The sequence below is a fragment of the Flagellimonas pacifica genome (genome assembly GCF_900215465.1).
In the GTDB taxonomy this organism is placed as follows: Bacteria; Bacteroidota; Bacteroidia; order Flavobacteriales; family Flavobacteriaceae; genus Flagellimonas; species Flagellimonas pacifica.
In genome coordinates this window covers 1,004,008-1,025,572 of sequence record NZ_OBEH01000001.1, presented here as the reverse complement: position 1 = coordinate 1,025,572, position 21,565 = coordinate 1,004,008, and the positions used below count along the sequence as shown (strand labels likewise).

The window sequence follows — 21,565 nt, the reverse complement described above, 5'->3', positions numbered from 1 at the left end:
ATTATAATTGCATTGTTTTTATGCTAAGATGATTCTTGACATCTTTGCTTATTTCGTAAAATTCAAGATTATCCCTTGTAACTATTACCTTATTATAAGTAAGGTTCTCAAGTAGGTTTTTAAAAATGGTTAGCTCCACAAACTTTCCTCTTATATCATTAAGGGAAGGACTATATCCTTGCTGAATAAAATAAAGCATTTCAAAAAGGTCTAGTGAAATAACTAACTCAATATGTGATTCTTTTTTATGTCTAAATACAAGACTATCCGGTTCATATTCCAGATATTTAACTAGATGATCCGTACGGCTCACAAATAGCTCAAAATCATTTAGATCGAACAATCTGAATGATTTACTAAAAGGATCGTTGATTTCCGAGGAACTCAATACCAAGTTTTTTTGCCAAATAGACTCATTCTCACACCCTTCATTCATTGAGATGGCTCTAGAAATAGACATTTTAAGGCGTAACAGCGAGTCTTCTGTTAGCTGCTCATATAGTCTGGGTAGGGCTTTTTTTATGGCTAGAGTATTAGTAGCTCTTTTAAAGTCTGTCCAGCTACAGCCTTTATAGGAGTCTAAAGAAATTACTTCCATAAATTCAGTAGCCGGATTAATTATTGACAATTGCTTTATTCCTTTACCTTCCTCTTGCACAAGAGGTTTAATTTGTTTTAAACATGCCTTTGTGAAAGAAGAATTATTCGCAAAATCTTCTTCATCAAACTTGAACTGTTTGTTTTTAGACTGCTCATCATTTGTGATGTAACGTAGTTTTACATCCGAAACACTATTCTCCTTTTCTACATTAAGTGCTTTGTAAAAATTCTGTAAGGATTGATAAGGAAGCCGCTTTTTATAATTACCTATACGTCCTTCATAATATTGATGGCGCACAAAGGATTTCTGAATTGACTTTATCTTATCCAATACCTCATTATCCTGTTCGTGTGCGGGTACCCAAATCTTGTTTGCATTGAAATCATCCAGCAAATGGAATTCACGATCAACAAATTCTAAATAATGTCTTGCAAGGTGCTGACCAAAAAATAAATCTCTATCTAAATTCGGTATGGCCACACTACCTACGTCTGTTTCTCGCAGTAATTTTACTAAACGGTCGTTGTCTCCAGAATCCTCATGATCCGGATTTGTAAGATTGAAATAATACAGCTGCCAGTATTCTTCTGGCTTGTTCAATGAACGATTGTAAACATCATCTACTTCTTCACAACTATGGTCACGTGCAATCATGAATGCAATGTAAGATCGTAGATCACGCATTGTAATGTGCAACTCGCGCTTTAAACCAACTGTTCGCAGTAACCATTCCAATCGTGTAATAACCTCGTTGCCAGAAGCAGGGTCATTCAAAGAATCAACATTGTATTTGATAAAGCACTTGTTTGCCAGTGAGCAACCTTCGCACTTAGTCCAAAGACTTTTCTTAGTTAAGGCCTTGATTTGCTGTCTAAAAAGGCTAGGTTCATCACCATCTACGGCAGTAATTGATCTTAAATTAAGATTTATTATCATTAATCCCGGAGGTAAGTCAAAATGACCTTCCTTGTAGAAATATTGGTCAATGGTGTCGTGAAGCGATTTATACTTCTTCGAAGTTTTTAGAAATTCTACTAATCGTCCTTCATTTATGGCAATGATTCTTCCTTCGCTGGCTTTATTAAAATTTTTGAGTCCTTCAAAACAGTGGAAGAAGGATTCAAGAACTTCGTTATTAACTTTTCCGTCTTCATCCTGTGAGCCATCATAGTTACTTTCGAACGGAACACCGTTTACTTCAAATTCAGCTCCATTTTTATGTTCAAACCTATTTAGTTTTTTAACGCTAGCAGCATCTTCAATTTTTCTAATGAAAGCTGTCTTACCGTCTCCCGCATTGCCAGTAATTATTATTAACTTAAATCGTGCATCTAATATATCTGGAATTAATTTTCTATCCAGTTTGGATGGTGAATATGTGGCCTCGTCATATTGTGATCCTCGATCATTAACACGTGTACCCCAATTTCCTGACTTAGATTGACTATAAAGTGAATTTATATAATCAACCATGTCAATTCCTTCAACATCTATCTTGTATTCTTTTAAACGGTTAGTGTTTTCTTTAAAAGAATTCTTTAGGGCATCGTAGACTTTGAGGATATTTCCATCGTTAAAATTACGCGCACCACCTTTCCAAAAAATTTCATTAATCAAGACTTCGTTATCAACTTTGATTACGACTTTCAATTTCTCTTTCAATGAAATTGAGGTTTTGTAGCCGTTGATTTTTTCTTTGAATTTATTTAATGATGAATATATGGTTTTCCGTAATTGACTATAATTCGACATTTCATTTAAAAGAATAATAACTGTACTCCCTTGTCTAATTGAAACTTCTGTATGATATTCCTTCTGATCGAGTACTACGGAACTTGCTTTTTCTATGTTCTCTGAGAGAAGATTTTCTATTCCTATTTCATATAAGCGGTCCAGCATTTTTTGAGCAGAAGAAAAACGCTTATTACTATTTGTTCCAATTGCTTTCAGTAGAAACTCAGAAAAGTCATCGGAAATTCTTTGATTAATCGATTTAGGATTTTCCGGCTCAATACTTATTTTAGGAATGCGACCTTGTGGCCAAGGGTACTTTTTAGTGACTAGTTCATATAATGTAATTCCTAATGCAAAGGTATCGGCTGAAAGATCCCAATTGATATGATGCCCGTCCACTAAATCCGGTGCCAAGTACGGATTAGTCCCAACATAAGCCTTATCATCTTCCTTAAGGGAAGCCACATTAAAATCAATAAGTACAAAGCGACCTTCATTATCCCATATAATGTTTTGCGGTTTTACATCACGGTGCAGAATAGGTTTCTCTCTATTTTGTAAATAGCTGAGTGCAGAGAGCATATCTTCTGCTAGTTTATAAACTGTACCTATTGGCAAATTCGCATCGGTTTTTGTGTAAGTGCTTAAATTATCTCCATCAAGAAACTCCGTAGTCGTATAGAATTGCCCATAACGAGTTTGTCCGTTCCATACAAATTTCACAATATTCGGATGGTCTAGTTCCGATAGTGCCTTGTATTCATCTATTACAGAAGCAACACTCACACTTTCATGAAATAGTTTTAAAGCGAAATCACGCCCTTGTAAATCATGTTTCGCTTTGAAAACACGGGAATAACCACCACGTCCTAAAATTTTATGAATAATATAGTCATCTACACGATCGCCTTCTTTTAAATCATATGTATCTGGTTGGTCATTTGTGGCAGAAGGATTTGTTGCCTTCGTAGGTTCTTTGCTTGAAACCTCAACTTTTAAAGCTTCTTCGATGTTAGCTTCCAATTCTTCTATATTATCAATACGCTTATCGCTGTCGGTTAAGATGGTTTTTAAACAAATATCATCTAGCCATTTTGGCAACGAACTATTCTCAGCAGACGGTAATCTGTCCGGCGGTAGTTGTCCTCCTAGTTTATCAAGTTCAAAAGGATTTTTTATAGGTTCTTTTCCTGTAAACAACCAAGCTATTAATACCCCTAAGGAATAAATATCCGATGCTCTAGATGCGTCTTTGGCGATAAGTTCTAGGGGATGGTACGGTGTAGCACTCGATTCATTAATCGTAGGCATCACAGTGTAGCCATGGTCATTATGATCCGTGAAGTATGACTTCCCAAAGTTTCCCAAATAAGCATATCCATTACTTAAAAAAATATTATCAGGATTAATATCCCTATGGAAGATATTTTCCTTGTGGGCTGATTTTAAAGCGCTCATCACATTCTTTAAAATACTTACACGTTCATCAAAAGTGAAGGTTTTATTTCTGGATGCTGAGCGTATAGAATCATCTTCCATCAAGTCTGTAATTTCATAGAAAAGATGATTTTCTTCATCCAGTTTGAACTCTACCGGAAGGATGAACGGATTTGAACGGATTTTTACAAGCGCATTGTATTGATTTAAGATACTTTCTTCCCGCTTTAGCAATTCTACTGGAGATAAACCTACCACCTGTAGCGAATACTCCTTAACCCTTTTCCGTATGTTTGAAGTTACATTTTTGGGCTTTACCAGATATTCTACGTAATTATCCGACTCTTGTTTTAAGATTTCTACAATCTGGTAGCCTTGTACCTCTTTCTTCTCATCAGGAGCTTTTTTGTTTTGCTCCCCTATCAGGAATTGAACAATTTCATTTTGGATATCGATTATTGCCGCTTCCCATTTACCTATTTGTTCAGGATTTTGAATATAATCGATTAGCTCATCGGTAAGTATAAATGATAGCTTACCTGCTTCCTGTCTAAGATTTGGAATGAATGAATTGGGATAGGAAAGCGTTACCATGTTCTGGATCCAAGCCTTTCCCCAATCTCTGTTAGCCTCCTTAAGTTTTGATGCCAGTATAGCCGTTTTTTGGCGACCAGTTTTGAGCGGATTGGGCTTTTGTCTGTCATTGATGTACCAGTAATCATCTGCACCTTCTATTCGGCCTTTCCAATCTTTATTTTCTATATTGTAGATAGCATGGGGAGCAACCACGATTAAATCATATTCCCAAAATTGGGTGCGATTATTTCGAGGGTTTGTTGAAGCTATCTCAACGTTTGGTATTAAGAAATAATTGTCGGGAAGTTGTACCTGTAAAAAATCAAGCAAACGCTTCTCCCCTGCATTTACTACTGTATCAAAATATGGTGGTTTAATTATTTTTGCCATTTTTCTATTTCTTTTTCTACTAAGTCAATAGCCTCTTTTTCCAGAAAACATGCCTCTTCAAACTTAGCAGAAGATCTTTTTACCATTTTGGAAATACTGTGTATATCATCTTTCAAAATTGGCACTTTCAAATGTTTTAAAAAGTTTTCGTCTATAGTTAATACAGCCGACCCATAAATTCCAGAACGTATGTATTCCTTAATTTTGGGTGTTGACAAATAACCATAAACGTAATAAGGTGATATAATTTCTTTATCTATTATTACACGAATGGAATGCTGATTAACTGCACATTTTGAATATGAATTATCGACAAGAAATGCCGAACCCAAAATATCTTGTCCCGAACTAGAAACTAATATCCAATCCTTTTCGACAATTAAAGTGTCTAACCCTTTTGTGTTTCGACTAAGGTATTTTTTTATAAGTAAAGGGTTCGATTCAGATATATTTGTTGTGGAAAGGAAACGGATTCCATTTGATCCTACATAATTTCTTTTACCTCTTTGTGCGGTAAACATTTTTCTTGAAACCAGTTTTCCTAGTTCAATAGATTGGTATTTTCCCTTACTTAATTCATCTTCTGGATTATTTATATTTATGTAATAAGAACTATCCAGTCTTTTGTGATAATTATATTTTATTATATTGGCTTCTTTAGAAGAATGTATTTCTTTATTTGATTGGAAGGATAATTTTTCATTGAAAATTGAGTGAACCTCACTCAAAAACCTGTTTGCTTCTACCCTTAAGTCAGAAGCTTTTACAATAAGGTTGTTGATTTCTTGTTGTTTGTTTTCAGTAGGAAGTAAAATTGGCAAATTGCCCAATTCGTCAGGTGAAATTCTTGGCACAACAGCACCATAAATCATTGATTGTATATATTCATGCACGAGTGGAGTACTCAAATATGCGTAGATATAACCAAAGGGTACTTTTAGATTCTCTATTCTTATAATTTCCTGAGAACCAATACATCCAGAAAAGCTATCATTAACCAAAGCGGTATTTCCAACTGTACCTGCGCAACTAACTAAAATTTGATTACTCTTCAAGGTCATTTCTTCAACCCATGGGGTAAATTTTTTCGATATATTTTTTGCTGTATTTAATGGGTGAGCTTTTACCATATCACTTGCCGTGACATACTTATAGGATTTTTCTCCTTCTTTATTGAAAATTCTTTTGAAAATACCGCCTTGGTATATATTATCACTAAGCTCAGATAAGAGACTATTTTCTATATTTTTATCCAGTAAGTCAGAAATTATTCTTTTACCTCTATTTAAGTAATAGTCTGGCTTAAAAACTGTTAGGCCTTCATCAAATCTTGATATTTTTATTAGTCCAGTTTTCATCTATTTCATAGAATTTTTAAATTGAACGTACGCATCATAAATTCCTGGCAAATCATCGTCTAACTGCCTCAACTTTTCTTTTCTGATTTTTAATAATTTTTCGCCATTTCTCTTTTTCGCAAGATATCTCGTTTCGGAGCTGAACAATAATTCCGCTCCATCCTCATCACGCAAATAAATTGGATTTCCTCTTCTGTCCTTGCCTAATTTTTCTGCTATTGCCATAAATACGCCATAGTCTTCATCTTGTTCTTGTGCCAATTGTTTTTCTTGTTCCGTTTTCTTTTGCAAGAATAGTAACGAGGCTTGGACACCAACTTGTGGCAAAAAAGCTTCTACCGCAAGATCTATGGATGCAAGTATTTTGAAGTGATTAAGAATCCATTCTCTTACCGAAAGCATATTAGGGTTTCCTAGAATACCGTCGGGCAAAACAATTGCCATTTTACCACCCTCTTTCAGAAGATTATAACAAGCCTCGATGAACAAAACTTCTGGTGCACTACTATACTGGCTCAGATAATAACGCGAAGCAATTTCGGTTTCGACCTTTACTTTGGCACCAAATGGTGGATTGGTAAAAACCATATCAAACTTTCCACGAGCATCGGCTGTATATACTTTTTCAATATCCTGCATAGCTTGGATACTCTCTTCTATCGTATGGTTTATTTTTTCAACCTCTGCGGGGTGCTCCCATAGCGGATAGGCGAGCGAGTTCACGTGAAAAATGTTAGCGTGCCCATCACCCCCCATAACCATGTTCATGCGCGCGGCTTTCTTAAGATCAGGGTCGAAATCAAACCCAAAAATACTACGCTCTGCATAGGTTCGAACACGCTCGTTCACTTCTACCGAATTGTATTTTTCTTCTAGCAAAGGCCCTTCTAATTCTGGATACATATATTTTGTAATCTGTTGGCGCACATGATCAAGAACCATTACCAGAAAACCCCCGGAACCACAAGCAGGATCCAATACACGATGGTGCTCTTTAGGATCCAGCATTTCTACCATAAATTTCACAATATTACGTGGTGTAAAGAATTGCCCTGCCTCTTGTTTTAGAGTATTACTTACTATAGTTTCATAGGCTAGACCCTTCACGTCTACAGAAGCATCTAGGAAAGAATATTTTGAAAGTTCTCCTGCAATAAAGGCGAGTCCCTTATCCGTAAGGTCAATGCTTTCATTTCCTTGGAATACTTCCGAAAACAAATTATCTCTCTTTAGTTCTTCAAAAAGACCCTTAATTCTTTTGGCCACAGCTTTGCGACCCTCGTCAGTGTTTTGTTCTTTGACCCCCACCCAAAATTTACGACGGTAGCTTTCGCCGTTTGGCAACTCCATAAATCTCCGTTTCTCATCGTAGATTTTGCAGAAAATAAGATTGAGCAATTGCCAGAAGGCATCTTTTTTTCGACCTTCATTACCATAGATATAATCATGAGAGCGTTTGAATACTTTTATTAAAGAATCGTTCGCTGGCGTACGTGTGTGCGAGCGATCCGCACGATCTAGGTCCTCCAAGGTTTCTCCTTCTCCCGGAAAGTCCGATAAATCTGTAAATTCAAAATCGAAGCCAATTCCATCTTCCTCTTTTTGAAGAAAATGATAGCTAGAACCATTTGCCCAAAGACCAAATTCACAATTATTGACTGCACCCATCGCATTCTCCAAAGTAGCAGCAAGACCTTTTTTCTTATCGGTTTCCTTAACCTTATCATCTTGTACTATGCACATACGAATAATAAAATCTTGTTCGTGTGGTTTATTTTTCTCAAAGATGGTTAGATCTACCTTTTGTTTTTTAGTTCTACCGGTATCTGGATCTTCGTATTCAATGGTATAATTACGCTCCATATCATCAAGGTCGAATCCATATTCTTCATTTAGCATCAAGATTACAGATTGCAAATTGGTTTCTTGCGCCTTTATTTTCTTTACTTCTCCTGTTAGTATGCAAACGAGTTCATTATCTTCTAATACTACTTCTTCTTTACTTTTTATAGCTGTGGCCATATAAACAATAGTTGTGGTTAGTTAAGTTGGTTGATTATGTTTTCGATACTATTTAACACCTCTTCAAACGAGAATGCTTTGTGTGTTTCTATAATCTGATTGATTAGTTTACTGTCTTCCTTTTTATTGATTTCAGCAGTTAATATTTCAACTATGGAAGCTTTGGTTTTTTGATGGGTTTTGAGCAATTCATTGATATCCTTTCCTAAGAGAGTTGCACCGCCCGTAGTTGTTGAAAAAGGTTCAACTCCATAAATTTCATCATAGTATTCCATCGCAGCTCGTTCTGAATTGATGTTGAGATAGTTTTCTAATATGAATCCCATATCATCAGCGTCTTTGTTGTTTTTATGATTGCGGTCTTTATATGCGGCTATTTTCAATAAAAAAATACCGCTAAGGGTGGCAATTTTAATATCAGTCTCTTCATCGACACTAACAGACAAAGCTGCTTCATCAGCAGCCGAAAATCCTAAGACCGACATTGCAAACTCTTCATCAGGAGGCCAGAATATTCTACTATCCTGTTTCATTATTTCTCCAAAAGGCACGATATCCAATTGAAACTTATCCTTGTAGATAAAGCGTTGTTTTTGATTCTCGTCCTTGGTAAAATTTTCAAGACTTATAATTTCCTCCTCAACTTTTTTCCATTGTTTCCAATCATTGACTGTAATGGCAATATCAAGGTCATGTGTTAAGCGTCCAGATTTTTCATTATGCAATTCCATAATAATATCCCTAGCTGTAGCACCTATAACGAAAAAGGAAATTCCCGCTTCTTTGAAGTATTCTGTAAGCTCCACTAGGATGGGTTTTAATAGTGGATGCGTAAATCTACTACTAGATATATTGTAACTCATTCTCTAATATTTGTTTTGCCGTCTCTATATTTCTACCATAACCGCTATTGATCAAATCAGTATATATCAAAAGTGCAGGGGCTACTCTAGTATCATCAAAATCATTCTTCCAAAATTTTTGCAGTACTTCAATTTCCCCATTTTCACTTGGCACTAATCGAAGCACTTTAGCCAATTCTGATAGTTCTAGGTCAGTAAAAAGAGTAAAGTGTTCTGGTCTTAGATTATCGGTAAGAATAGCACCACCAGGTTCACCACCCCAAAGAATTTTACCAAGATTAGTACCCGTATCTATATTTCGCCAATTTCGTGCATAGTCTGAATCCATAAAACGCATGCGCTTTCTTATAATTCGCGGTCTAAGAACTGAGTTGAATTCAACAAGCCAACGTTCTAGCAGTTCCTTTGTGTTCTTAAGAACTCGTTTTTCATTAGTTTTTAAAAGGAAATTTAAGTCTTCTAGCTCTGCCATAACATTACTTACCGAGCCTATAGAGACATCCGCCTTTTCCGCTATTTTTCTATAAGAATCTTGAAGATGTTTAGGTTTTGATAAAAGATGAAAAAGTATCTTTAAACCAGCTTCTTGAAAAGCACGAGATTGATTTGTTTTTTCTCTTTTTGGTTTTTTCTGGCCTTCAATATATATTACTAAATCATTGTGTTTAATGAAGGCATTGCCAGCTACATCAATATAATTGATAAGACGTTCCTTCAATTCCTTTGCAGCCATTTTAGAAATATATTCAGCAATTAAAATAACAGGCCTACTGTTACTATTTTTCATCTCCTGTAGCTGAGATAGCACAAGACCTTGATTTGAAGTTCTAACAGCAGATTTTGCTTCGACGATAAACTGCTCGTTTTTGATTCGCAGGAGAGCGTCATAATTTTGCCGACTACTATCTATTTCTATGGGAATGTCTACGAGCTGCTCAAGCTTTGAAGTAGCTTCATATATAAAGTCGTTATTACGATACATAACTTTTTTTGTTCATTATTTTAATTTGTTCAGCGACAATGAACATTCAAATATAATGAACACTTTGTTGAATACAAAATATTATTTCGATTAATAATGACATATCGGATATTTATATTCTTTGCCTTCAAACAACTTTAAAATAATCTAGATTTAAATTGATTAGTTCAAAAACTAATTCAAACTCATGCAGGAATTATTCAGGTAACTAGGAATTACCATAAGTTTTAAAGAAAAACGGAAAGATATCATTATAAAAAAAGCACGCTGAAAGCACGCTGAAAACGAAAAAAGACAGCTACATTTTCATGTAACTGCCTGATTTTGAAGCTCCCCCTCTTGGACTCGAACCAAGGACCCTCTGATTAACAGTCAGATGCTCTAACCAACTGAGCTAAGGAGGAATTTTTTTATCCTAAGCGGGTGCAAATATAGCAGTTTCTTTATAACACCCCAAACAAAATTGTTCTAAATAAATCTTTTAATAATATTCCAAATATCATTACCAAAAACCACAAGCATAAGACCCATCAAAATAACGAATCCTACAATTTGCCCTCTTTCCAATACTTTTTGACTTGGGGGCCTGCCACTGATCATTTCATACAACAAAAACATAACATGTCCTCCGTCAAGTGCTGGAATTGGCAACACATTAATAAAAGCCAACCAAACCGAAAACATGGCCATAAAACTCCAGAAAAAAGTCCAATTCCATGAGGTTGGCATCATCTCAACAATTCCTATTGGTCCCTTAACCTGCTTGTAAGCGCCTGTTTTAGAATTGAATATCACTTTAAATTGCCGTATTTGATCCGTCAACACCTTTATTGTTCTTGAAAACCCTGCCGGAATTGCTTGTAAAAACCCAAATGTATCCGTTACGCTCAAATCTTCTATATCCAGCAAAATACCTATCCTTCCCTCATCGGGAACTTTCAAGTTCATCTTTTGCTTTTTCCCATTTCTGGCAACAGTAATTTCCAAATCTTCATTTGCTGAAGACCTAACTTTATTTCTAAACTCATCCCAATATGAAATAGAAGCTCCATTAACCTCAACAATCTCGTCACCTGCTTCAATTCCTGATTCTTTTGCCACAGAGGAATCTGCAACAACAGCAATTAAAGGTTTAGACCTATAGGTCATGAAGTTTCTTCCTTGGGTTTGAAAAACAATTCTCTTTCCCTCATCAGTTAAAGGAATAGTAATTTCCTCTCCGTTTCTATCTACCGTTACCTCGTCTCCAAGAATAATATCCAAAACGGCTTCATTGAATCGCTTGGACTCTTTTCCATCAACTGCAAGGATTCTATCACCAGTTCTAAGACCAAGCTTTTCACCTATTGAATCTACTTCTATACCATATTTTAGACTTTTAGAGGGTATATATGTATCTCCATTATTAAAAAGCATAAAGGTATAAATGACCCAAGCCAATAGAAAGTTAACGGTGACCCCGCCCAACATAATGATCAACCTTTGCCATGCCGGTTTGCTACGAAACTCCCATGGTTTTGGCTCTTCATTCATTTGGTCCGTATCCATACTCTCATCGATCATGCCGGCTATCTTAACATAACCTCCTAAAGGAAGCCAACCTATACCATATACCGTCTCTCCTATTTTCTTTTTGAAGAGTGAGAATTTAACATCGAAAAAGAGATAAAATTTTTCAACCTTGGTTTTAAAATATTTTGCGGGGATAAAATGGCCCAACTCGTGTAAAATCACCAAAACCGAGATGATTATAATAAACATCACTATTTGTGTAAAAAGATCCATCGACAACTAAATCATATTTTAAGCCCACAAAAGTACACTTTTAACAGTTCTATTAAAAAGATGATTTTTGGCATTACAAGTATTTAAGAAAGTTTTAGCACCAAAACTTAGGTTTTATCTTGATGAATCCTTCTGCCAGCCGTAATTTTGCATTTGTGTTATCCTTCTTTTCTAAATATAAATTCTTTGGTATAGTTTTATTGGGATTGTCCGCAGTAATCATCTACCTGTTTTACAATGCGCTACAACCTCAAAAAAAACTTCCCATATTCCAACCTTCAATGGTTGACCAGTCACTGGTGGATAGTACCTTGCACTACAAAAAGAAATATCACACCATTGCCAATTTTGAGTTGATAAATCAGAACGGCCAAAAAATCTCGCAAAAAAATTACAAGGACAAGATTTATGTGGCAGATTTCTTCTTCACCACCTGCCCTACCATCTGTCCTATCATGACCAAAAACATGGCTCAGATTCAAAATTCAATTTTGGATGATGAAGATGTGCTATTGCTATCACATTCGGTTACCCCAGTTATTGATTCTGTTCCCCAATTAAAAAAATATGCTTTGGAGAAAGGGGTAATTGATCGCAAATGGAATCTGGTCACCGGCGATAAAAAACAGATTTACGAATTGGCACGCAAATCGTACTTGGCTGTAAAAAATGATGGCGACGGCGGTCCTTATGACATGATTCATACCGAAAATTTTATCCTTGTAGATAAAGAACGTAGAATTCGAGGATTCTATGATGGCACCAAAAAAGAGGAGATTGAAAAATTACTTGGCGATCTAAAAACCTTAAAGGCCAGTTACTCAGAATAAACTAAAATTATCATATGATAATTTACAGAGTCTATGTTCGCTTTTTTACCTATTTTTGCTCTTACTTAAAATCAATCTAAATAAAATTAGTGGTTACCGTTGCAGAATTGGAACATGGGCAGAAGGGGGTGATAAAAGAGTTCTCAGATAATATTCTTCCCATCAAGTTGTTGGAATTGGGTTGTTTACCTGGAAATATGGTTGAACTAGTTCAAGTTGCCCCGTTAAAAGACCCTATTTATATCAATGTAAACGGAAGTCATATAGCTATAAGGCGATCTCTAGCCAAACAGATTGAAATTGATATTCAAGAAGACCCCAAGGCCATATGAGCAAAAATGTTAACGTTGCACTTATTGGCAATCCCAACACTGGTAAAACCTCTGTATTCAATGCCCTTACTGGTCTAAAACAAAAGGTTGGTAATTATCCTGGTATCACAGTTGAAAAAAAAGAAGGGGTATGCAAACTCCCAAGAGGTGTAAAAGCACATATTCTAGACCTTCCCGGGACTTATAGTTTAAATACCACTTCGTTAGATGAAAGTGTGGTTGTTGAACTTTTACTCAACAAAAATGACAAGGACTACCCAGATGTGGCCGTTGTAATCAGTGATGTAGAAAACCTGAAACGAAACCTACTGCTTTTTACACAGATCAAAGATTTAAGAATTCCCGCCATTTTAGTCATCAACATGGCCGATCGGATGTCCAGAAAAGGAATTTCCCTGGATGTACAGGCCATGGAAAAAAAATTGGACACTAAAATTGCTCTGATCAGTACCCGGAAAAACAATGGGATTGAACGCATTAAGGAACTTATTGCAGACTATAAATCCTTGCCCACCAAATCCAATGTCGATACTTCCAGAATCTCTCCCGAGTATTTCGATCGTCTACAAAAAGCATTTCCCAACGAAGATCTTTACAAATTATGGTTGGTCATTACCCAAGACGTCAACTTTATGCCCATTGAAAAGAAACGCATAGAAGATGCTACTTCCTTTTCAACAAAATCCAAAACAGAACTCAAAAAATTACAACATAGAGAAACCGTACTCAGGTATCAATTTATCAATAACACACTTAAAGAAACCTACAAAGTAGATTTTCAGTCGGCCAAAGGGTTACGGGCTACCCTGGACAAGGTACTAACCCATAAAATTTTTGGGTACGCTATTTTCTTTTTGATTTTATTGACCATCTTTCAGGCCATTTTTGAATGGAGTACCTATCCCAGTGATTTTATAGATGTACAGTTTTCAGCAGCCAGCGAATGGCTCAAAAACACCCTGCCCTCTGGTGTTTTTACAGATTTACTGGCGGAAGGCATCCTGACAGGCATAGGCGGTATTGTGGTATTTGTTCCTCAAATAGCCTTCTTGTTCCTCTTTATTTCATTGTTGGAAGAATCGGGCTATATGAGTCGTGTGGTTTTTTTAATGGACAAGTTAATGCGCCCTTTTGGGTTGAGTGGTAAAAGCGTAGTACCTCTTATTTCAGGAACTGCCTGCGCCATTCCTGCAGTAATGGCAACCCGTACCATTGAAAACTGGAAAGAACGGTTGATTACTATTCTTGTAACCCCATTTACAACATGTTCGGCCAGATTGCCCGTTTATTTAATTCTGATAGCCTTGGTAATTCCGGAAGGAAGATTTCTTGGATTGAGCTATCAAGCATTAACCTTGATGCTTTTATACCTTATAGGATTTGGAATGGCCATTTTTTCAGCCATGGCACTGAACAAAATCCTGAAAATAAAGAGCAGTTCCCTTTTTATGGTTGAAATGCCCACTTACCGATTGCCTTTATTAAAAAATGTGGCCTATACGGTTTTGGAAAAAACCAAAAGCTTTGTCTTTGGAGCTGGAAAAATCATTTTGGCTATCTCCATCGTACTTTGGTTTTTAGGATCCAATGGCGCTTCTGAGGATTTTCAAAATGCAGAAAATATTGTAAACCAAAGAATAGAGGAACAGGGCCTTACAGCTTACAGCAAAAATTATATCCAAAACAATCTTGATGCATATTTGGAAGATGCAAAACAGGATTCTGTTAAGATAATGACCCCAATCTTAAAAGAAAGGGCAAGGGCACAAGAAATTGCCAGTTATAAATTGGAACATTCCTATATTGGATATGCCGGAAAAGCTATTGAACCTATAGTTAAGCCATTAGGTTACGATTGGAAAATTGGTATTGCCGTATTGACCTCGTTTGCCGCAAGGGAGGTCTTTGTTGGCACATTGGCCACTATATACAGTGTTGGCAGCGATGAAGAGGAGACCATTAAAAGCAGAATGGCCGCCGAGTTGGATTCTTCTGGGCAACAACCGCTTTTCAATTTGGCATCCGGTATTTCTTTGATGTTATTCTACGCCTTTGCCATGCAATGTATGAGTACCCTGGCCATTGTAAAAAGAGAGACCAATACGTGGAAATGGCCCTTACTACAACTCTTATTTATGAGTGTTTTTGCGTATCTTGTAGCGTTGACTGCCTTTCAAATCCTTAACTAGTGGAAATTCTTCAGCACATTTTAATGTACTCCACACTTGTAATAGCAGTGTGTTATCTAGTCTGGAAGTTTATCCTGCCCAAATCTTTATTGAGGGGCAAAAAGAATACACCCAATGCTTGTGGGCAGGACGGATGTGGTTGTGACTGACCTTTTTTAATCCATTATACTTTATATTCATAGGGCGAAGTGAAAAAAAATCACTTACGCTGTAACCTTTTTTAATTTCCTGACTATATAAAGTAACACCAACTAAAAATATCTTTTGAAAGAGCCTTCAGATGAAATAGTAATGCGGCAAGTTGCTGATGGCAATCTTGACTTGCTCAAAGTTCTTTTTAACAGACACCATAAACACGTGTACAATTATTTGTATAAAATGTCTGGAGATAAAATGCTGAGCGAAGATTTAACACAAGATGTTTTTTACAAGTTGATCAAGTATAGAAGTTCTTACAAAAATGGTTCGTTTGTATCATGGTTATTCACAATTGCCAGAAACAACTTGAAGAGCCACTTTACAAGAGATGCCAAACATCATGAAGATATCAGTGTGCTTGAATACAAATCGGTGGAAAACAGAGATAACAAACAGGAAGATTATTCCCATTTGCAAAATGCCCTCAACAAACTGGATGCAATGGATAGAGAGATGGTCGTTTTGAACAAGTTCCAAGAAATTAGATATGAGGAACTGGCAGAAATAATTGGCAGTACCCCTGGAGCTGTAAAAACAAGGATCTGCCGAATCTTAAAAAAACTAAAAGGATATTATTTAGAAAGTATATAGTCATGAAGAAAGAACATGTTATAGATCTGCTTCCAGAATATTTGGACAACATTTTACCCGAAACAAAGTCTGCTGCCGTAGAAAAGCACTTGTCAGCTTGTACCCAATGCCAAAAAGAACTAGAAGAACTTAAAATACTCTTCAAAGCCATTGCAGATGAGCCAAATGCTGTTCCGTCTGATAGACTCCGTAACAGATTTGAAAAAGCTTTGGAACTGGAAAAAGCGACTACAACTAAAGTTGTTTCAATTTCTGAAGGATATAAAAAATCCTCATGGGCCTCTAACATGCTTAAAGTTGCAGCCAGTATTGCCCTGCTTGTAGCCTCGTTCCAAATGGGGAGTGTTTTTCAGCAAAAAAAATCCAATGATGATCTAGCCTTTGTGCAAAACGAGAGCCTACAACTAAAACAAACAGCTATGCTTTCGCTAATGGAAAACCAATCAGCTAGCAAACGTATACAGGGTGTCAATTATATAGAAGAATTCCCAAACCCGGATGAGGCCATTGTAAAAGCGCTAACAAATAGATTACGCTATGATGAAAATGATAATGTTAGACTGAATGCCTTTGAGGCGCTCTCAAAATTCACGTCTTCAGAGACCGTAAAAACTGCTTTTATAGAAGCGTTGGGAACAGAGAAAAATCCGAGCATTCAAATAGCTATCATTCAGGCCCTGGTCCAAATTCAAGAAAAAAAGGCCATTGGCCCCATGCAAAAGTTGTTGGAAAGGGAAGATACCCAGCCATTTATCAAAAATGAAATCAAATTAGGATTACCAAAAATCATATAAACATCAAAAAACGAAAATCATGAAAAAAGCAACAATTCTTTTAATCGCATTAGCTTTTTGCGCAATCACAAATGCACAGACCGACTTTACCAAATCATTAAATGGTATTGAATGGGTAAAAATTGAATCCAAATCAGACATTACCCTAAAAACTTATAGTACCAACGAATTGCTTATAAAAGGGAGCAAAAGTTCAAAAGTATCTGAAAAAGCAAAAGGACTGAAACTTGTAGGTGAAGGAGGGACGGACAACACCGATGTTGGTTTTTATGTAGTGCAAGATGGAAACACTTTAATCGTAAAAAGCCTAAGAAAATCTGAAGGAGCGGAAATATACCTTCCCAAGACTCAAAATGTATCCGTAAAAAGTACATGGGCCGGAGACATTGAAATTGATGGCTTTTCAGGAGAAATTGAAGCTGATGCCCAACTTAATGGCAGTATTGAAATAACCGGCGTGAATGGACCTGTTACAGCAAATGCGCTAAATGGTGAAGTTAACGTGGAGTTTGGCACCGTAAAACAGTCCTCACCTATTTCCATCTACACTACAAACGGAGAAGTAGATGTTACCCTTCCGGCAAACACCCCTGCCGATTTAACGCTAAGCACCATAAATGGCGACATCTATACCAATTTTGATATTAAAAGAGAAGAAAAAGATGGACTAAAATCAATCTCTGGAAGAAAAGTAAGAGCAGCCATCAACAATGGCGGGGTAGATATTTCCTTAAAGTCTACCAACGGGAACATTTATCTAAGAAAACAATAATCAAAACAAAATCAAAAACGAACAAGTCATGAAAAATTTATTGATCATCCTATTAGTGGGCTTCATCTGCTCATCTCTAAATGCCCAAAAGGTAATTGAGAAAAACATCAAATACAACAACCAGATCATTGATGTAGAAGTGAAATTTGCTTCTGACATCAAAGTAAAGACCTGGGATAAATCTACCGTTTACTTTAAAGCTGACATCACCACAGAAGATGGAAAGTATTTAGAACTGTACAAGCTCAACGTTAAAGAAAGTAATGGTTTCATTAGTATTTCATCTGAAACCAAAGCTATACTTAAAGCTTTTCATGATGAGTGGAACAAACGCCAAACCAAAGATGGTCGCAGACATTACTATACCAGTGATATGTATGAGTTTAACTATGTGCTCTATGTTCCAAAAAATGCAAATTTTTCTGTGAGCAGTATTAATGGTGATCTAGAAGCTGATATCATTGAGGCAGATTTTACCGCAGATTTGATCAATGGTAATATCGATATTAAAAAATACAATGGCAATATGGATTTAAAGACCATTAATGGGGAAATTGATTTGGTCATGGCCAATTCAAGGTTGATTGCCGAGACCATCCATGGTCAAATTTATGCCGATGAAAAACTGAAATTGAAAGTCACTGATCGCCATGTTGGACAAAAGGTTGAAGGAAGTATTAATGGTGGCTCCAACCGACTTCGACTGAATACCATAAATGGCAATATGTATCTACGTCTTTAAGTGAGGTATTTAGAGCATTGGTGCAATAAACGAATACAGTAACAAGGCCCAACCAATAACCAACAACAATCCTCCAATTGGAGTGATGGGTCCTAGAAAACGAAGTTTTTTACCGTTGGCGGTACTCAAACACAGCCCATAAATACTGAAAGAAAAAAGAAAGGTTCCAAGAATAAAACAATATACAATGTACCGCTCCATAGCTTGTTCAAACCCAAAATTATAGCCCAAAACCACCAATATAATGGCGTGGTACATTTGATATCTCACCCCGGTCTCAAAGCTTTGCAATTGATCTGGGGCGAGTTTTTTTTTCAAAGCATGGGCTCCAAATGCTCCAAAAATGACAGCCAATAATCCAAAAAGACCCCCTATAAACTGTGTCAATAAAATTGTTTCCATTTATACTTTAGACGTTAGAGTTCAATACTAATTTCATAATCTGAATCTATACTAAAGACACATTCTTTGTATTTTGGAGGACCAAAAGTGTGCATTTTTGCTTTTGAAAATGCAACCTTCTCTTTAGGGATTCCCAACCAGTTTGTGTCTAGTTTATCATTGGCATTTTCATCATGAAAAACAGCAAGGGCATATTCACCGGCAGGTATGTTTTCAATTCTTAAAGTCACCATACCTTTTTCTGCTTCTGCGGAACTGGTCTTCACCACTCCTTCAAATTTCAAAAAGGTTTTGTCTGAATCATAAACCGCAACATTTATTTTTCCTTCTTGGGATGGAACATTATGTACTTTGACAGAAATGGTGTTTTGGGAAAAAAGCCATACAGGAACGATAAAAGTGCAAAAGGCAAGGGTTCTCATAAATAAAATTTGGGAAAAGTTATTTTGTTGAATATACGAAGCCAAAATCAATTTGGGTCTTTGAGGTTTGACAATAATTCTTCCTTCAAAATCTGGTATACTTGTTGCGTTTCCAAGCTATCCTTAAAATTAAGGAATACTTTAAGGGAATCGTCATGAACCAATCTTATTTTCTGTTGCCTTAAATCATCCACAAAAACATAGACTTTGGTCTCCGTTAATGAGTCCTTAAAGACTCCTTTTTCTTTCGCCATCCATGAAAAACCGCTCGAGCGTTCCATTTCAGGTAATTTATCCACAAATTGGACACTGTCAATTTTCGATATAGGAATTCTTTGATAGTAAATTCCAGATAGGACCTTAAGCTGTCCTTCTTCAATCTTATGCCAATTTTTATAATGTATGACAAAGGCAAACAAACATGCTGCAAGGGTAAGCACTATGAGCAAATTCCAAAACCAATGTCTTTTCTTCCTATTCATTTTCTTTATCCGTTCTGTACTTGTCGAACCAAGCAACCGTATGGGCAATTTTGGTGATCAGATTGCTAGGTTTGCTTGCAATACCATGACTTGCCCCAGGAATCTCCACCAAAACGGTTTCAATTTTCCTAAGTTTTAGAGCATGGTATAGTTGTTTGGCCTCACTTGGCGGAGTACGTAAATCGTTCATGCCCACCATTACCATTGTTGGGGTCTGTACATTACCAACGAGTGAAATGGGAGAAAATTTCCAATAGCCTTCAAAGTTTTCCCAAGGTTGTCCTGGATATCGATGATCATAATAATAAAAGTAATTATCTGCCACCAAAGTTTTACTGATCCAATTCATCACGGGTTTTGCAACCACAGCAGCTTCAAAACGATTGTTCTTGCCAATCATCCAGGCGGACATGATACCTCCGCCACTTCCACCAGTTACAAACAATTGGTCCTCATGTGCTATTCCTTTTTTGATGCAATGGTCCACGCCGTCCATAACATCGTTATAATCTTCTCCTGGGTAGTTATTAAAAAGCAAGTTTCCAAACTCCTCTCCGTAGCTGGTACTACCCCTAGGGTTGGGATAAAAAACAATATACCCAGCAGAAGCATATAATTGCATCTCAATAGAAAAACGATCACCATAATTTAAAATAGGCCCTCCATGGTTTTCTACCATAAAGGGGTATTTTTTAGAGGAATCATAACTGGGAGGATAGACTACCCAACCTTGAATATCTCGATTATCAACAGAGGATTTATACCAAACCTCTTCTACCTTGCCCAGCTCACGATAATTGAGCAATGCGCCATTTAAATTGGTAATCTTTAGTGGAGTTTTTCCCTTTGGTTTAAGAATAGTCAACTCAGCAGGATGATTCGGCCGAGATTGTGTGTATGCAATGGCCCCATTTTTTGAAATACTGAAAGAACCGCTGGCATAAGGTCTTCCCAAAGTAGTGCCTCCAACATTATCAATCAATTTTGAAACAGCTCCAGAAACCGAAACTTGCCCAATCTTACTATTCCCTTTGTCATCATAAGCGATATACAATCCATCACTTTTTGCATTCCATTGAATATCTGAAATAGTACGGTCCAATTCTCTAGAAATGGCTTTTTTATCACTTCCGTCAATGTTCATGATATGCACCTTTCTTGTTTGGAAAGCTTGTACTTTATCTTCAAAGCCCAAATAGGCAATGTATTTTCCATCTGGAGATACTTTTGGGCTATAATCAGGCCCGTTTCTGTCTGTCAATGCATGAATTTCTCCACTTTCCACATTCACGGAATAGATTTCGCTATTACGGAAACGATACTCCCAATCATCAACCCTATTCGCTGAAAAATAAATTTTGCTTCCATCTTTTGCCCAAGAAAGTGTTCCTCTGTGATGCCAATCGCCCGAGGTAATCTGGCGTAGTGCTCCTCCATCGGCTGGTATGGTGAAAATATGATTAAACCCTGGTTTTATGTATCCCCTTCCATCAGCTTCATGGTAAACACGATCCGTAATCCGAGGTGCTTCGGCCCATTTTGCTCCTTTTGGTTTTTTGGGCATTTTCGCAATTACCGAAGCTGCTTTGGGCACATTCATAGAGAAAGCCAATTTCCTACCATTAGGTGACCACGTCAAAGAACTTGGACTAAAAGGAAGTTGGGTTAGCTTGGCTAACTTTCCCGTTTCTACCCAATACATATAAATTTCAGAACCTTGATCCGTACTGCTCGAAAATGCTATTCGGTTACCAGATGGAGACCAAACAGGGCTATTCTCATTTACCTCTCTAGTTGTTAACTTTTGATGATGGCTCCCATCCGTTTTAATGAGCCATAAATTCCCAACGGGACCATCTTTCATAATATCATATCCCATTCTGCGATACACAACCCATTCCCCATTTGGTGAAATCTGCGGGTCTGAAACGTACTGAAGTCCAAAAACATCGAGATAGGAAAAATTTTGCTTTTGCGCAGTTGAAAACTGCAAGGCATTAATGGCTAGAAAGAAAAGAAGAAATCTCCGCATGGTTTTAAAGTTTATGGTTTTAAAGGTAACG

The 21,565-nt window shown here is 36.7% G+C and carries 17 protein-coding genes and 1 tRNA gene; 7 read left to right on the top strand and 11 right to left on the bottom strand.

Features of this window, described 5'->3' with window-relative positions:
- Nucleotide 1 precedes the first annotated feature (1 nt).
- The 7 genes from mads6 to rseP all read right to left on the bottom strand — a co-directional run bounded on the left by mads6 (nt 2) and on the right by rseP (nt 11,748).
- On the bottom strand, nt 2-4,738 hold the full coding sequence (gene mads6, locus CRO15_RS04585; RefSeq protein WP_097044580.1) for a methylation-associated defense system protein kinase MAD6: 4,737 nt from the start codon (nt 4,736-4,738) through the stop codon (nt 2-4).
- Nucleotides 4,726-6,096: a restriction endonuclease subunit S gene (locus CRO15_RS04580; protein ID WP_097044579.1), complete on the bottom strand. Its 1,371-nt coding sequence runs from the start codon at nt 6,094-6,096 to the stop codon at nt 4,726-4,728. Before CRO15_RS04580 ends, mads6 begins: the two co-directional genes overlap by 13 nt.
- Complete coding sequence (gene mads2 / locus CRO15_RS04575; protein WP_097044578.1) at nt 6,097-8,118, bottom strand: methylation-associated defense system DNA methyltransferase MAD2; 2,022 nt, start codon at nt 8,116-8,118, stop codon at nt 6,097-6,099.
- Nucleotides 8,119-8,135: 17 nt separating this feature from the next.
- Nucleotides 8,136-8,981, bottom strand: coding sequence for a nucleotidyl transferase AbiEii/AbiGii toxin family protein (locus CRO15_RS04570; protein WP_097044577.1), 846 nt, complete (start codon nt 8,979-8,981; stop codon nt 8,136-8,138).
- Complete coding sequence (locus CRO15_RS04565) at nt 8,962-9,963, bottom strand: type IV toxin-antitoxin system AbiEi family antitoxin (RefSeq protein WP_097044576.1); 1,002 nt, start codon at nt 9,961-9,963, stop codon at nt 8,962-8,964. The genes CRO15_RS04570 and CRO15_RS04565 overlap by 20 nt, the downstream gene beginning before the upstream one ends.
- A gap of 330 nt (nt 9,964-10,293) precedes the next feature.
- Nucleotides 10,294-10,367: transfer RNA gene (locus CRO15_RS04560), tRNA-Asn, on the bottom strand.
- 64 nt (nt 10,368-10,431) lie between these two features.
- Entirely contained in the window at nt 10,432-11,748 is a 1,317-nt protein-coding gene (gene rseP, locus CRO15_RS04555; protein WP_097044575.1) for an RIP metalloprotease RseP, read from the bottom strand.
- 155 nt (nt 11,749-11,903) lie between these two features.
- Between rseP and CRO15_RS04550 the strand changes: the two genes are divergently transcribed.
- The 7 genes from CRO15_RS04550 (at nt 11,904) to CRO15_RS04520 (ending at nt 18,196) form a co-directional block, all read left to right on the top strand.
- On the top strand, nt 11,904-12,578 hold the full coding sequence (locus tag CRO15_RS04550) for an SCO family protein (protein WP_097044846.1): 675 nt from the start codon (nt 11,904-11,906) through the stop codon (nt 12,576-12,578).
- An 89-nt stretch (nt 12,579-12,667) separates the two neighbouring features.
- Entirely contained in the window at nt 12,668-12,910 is a 243-nt protein-coding gene (locus tag CRO15_RS04545) for a FeoA family protein (protein WP_097044574.1), read from the top strand.
- Complete coding sequence (feoB, locus tag CRO15_RS04540; RefSeq protein ID WP_097044573.1) at nt 12,907-15,099, top strand: ferrous iron transport protein B; 2,193 nt, start codon at nt 12,907-12,909, stop codon at nt 15,097-15,099. Before CRO15_RS04545 ends, feoB begins: the two co-directional genes overlap by 4 nt.
- A gap of 264 nt (nt 15,100-15,363) precedes the next feature.
- The gene (locus CRO15_RS04535) at nt 15,364-15,888 is read left to right on the top strand and encodes an RNA polymerase sigma factor (protein ID WP_133067200.1); all 525 of its coding nucleotides are present in this window, start codon (nt 15,364-15,366) and stop codon (nt 15,886-15,888) included.
- Nucleotides 15,889-15,890: 2 nt separating this feature from the next.
- Nucleotides 15,891-16,682 (top strand): HEAT repeat domain-containing protein, encoded by a 792-nt coding sequence (locus CRO15_RS04530; protein ID WP_097044571.1) that lies wholly within the window; start codon nt 15,891-15,893, stop codon nt 16,680-16,682.
- A gap of 19 nt (nt 16,683-16,701) precedes the next feature.
- On the top strand, nt 16,702-17,454 hold the full coding sequence (locus tag CRO15_RS04525; RefSeq protein ID WP_097044570.1) for a DUF4097 family beta strand repeat-containing protein: 753 nt from the start codon (nt 16,702-16,704) through the stop codon (nt 17,452-17,454).
- 28 nt (nt 17,455-17,482) lie between these two features.
- Complete coding sequence (locus CRO15_RS04520; RefSeq protein ID WP_133067199.1) at nt 17,483-18,196, top strand: DUF4097 family beta strand repeat-containing protein; 714 nt, start codon at nt 17,483-17,485, stop codon at nt 18,194-18,196.
- Between the two features lie 9 nt (nt 18,197-18,205).
- Here CRO15_RS04520 and CRO15_RS04515 read toward each other — a convergent pair whose 3' ends face one another.
- The 4 genes from CRO15_RS04515 to CRO15_RS04500 are packed head-to-tail and all read right to left on the bottom strand — an operon-like array spanning nt 18,206 to nt 21,534.
- Complete coding sequence (locus tag CRO15_RS04515; RefSeq protein ID WP_097044568.1) at nt 18,206-18,598, bottom strand: DUF423 domain-containing protein; 393 nt, start codon at nt 18,596-18,598, stop codon at nt 18,206-18,208.
- Between the two features lie 14 nt (nt 18,599-18,612).
- Nucleotides 18,613-19,020, bottom strand: a complete 408-nt coding sequence (locus CRO15_RS04510; RefSeq protein ID WP_097044845.1) for a DUF2141 domain-containing protein — start codon at nt 19,018-19,020, stop codon at nt 18,613-18,615.
- A gap of 47 nt (nt 19,021-19,067) precedes the next feature.
- A complete protein-coding gene (locus CRO15_RS04505) occupies nt 19,068-19,502 on the bottom strand; it encodes a hypothetical protein (protein ID WP_097044567.1) in 435 nt (144 codons plus the stop codon).
- Nucleotides 19,495-21,534 (bottom strand): S9 family peptidase, encoded by a 2,040-nt coding sequence (locus tag CRO15_RS04500; RefSeq protein WP_097044566.1) that lies wholly within the window; start codon nt 21,532-21,534, stop codon nt 19,495-19,497. The genes CRO15_RS04505 and CRO15_RS04500 overlap by 8 nt, the downstream gene beginning before the upstream one ends.
- Nucleotides 21,535-21,565 lie beyond the last annotated feature (31 nt).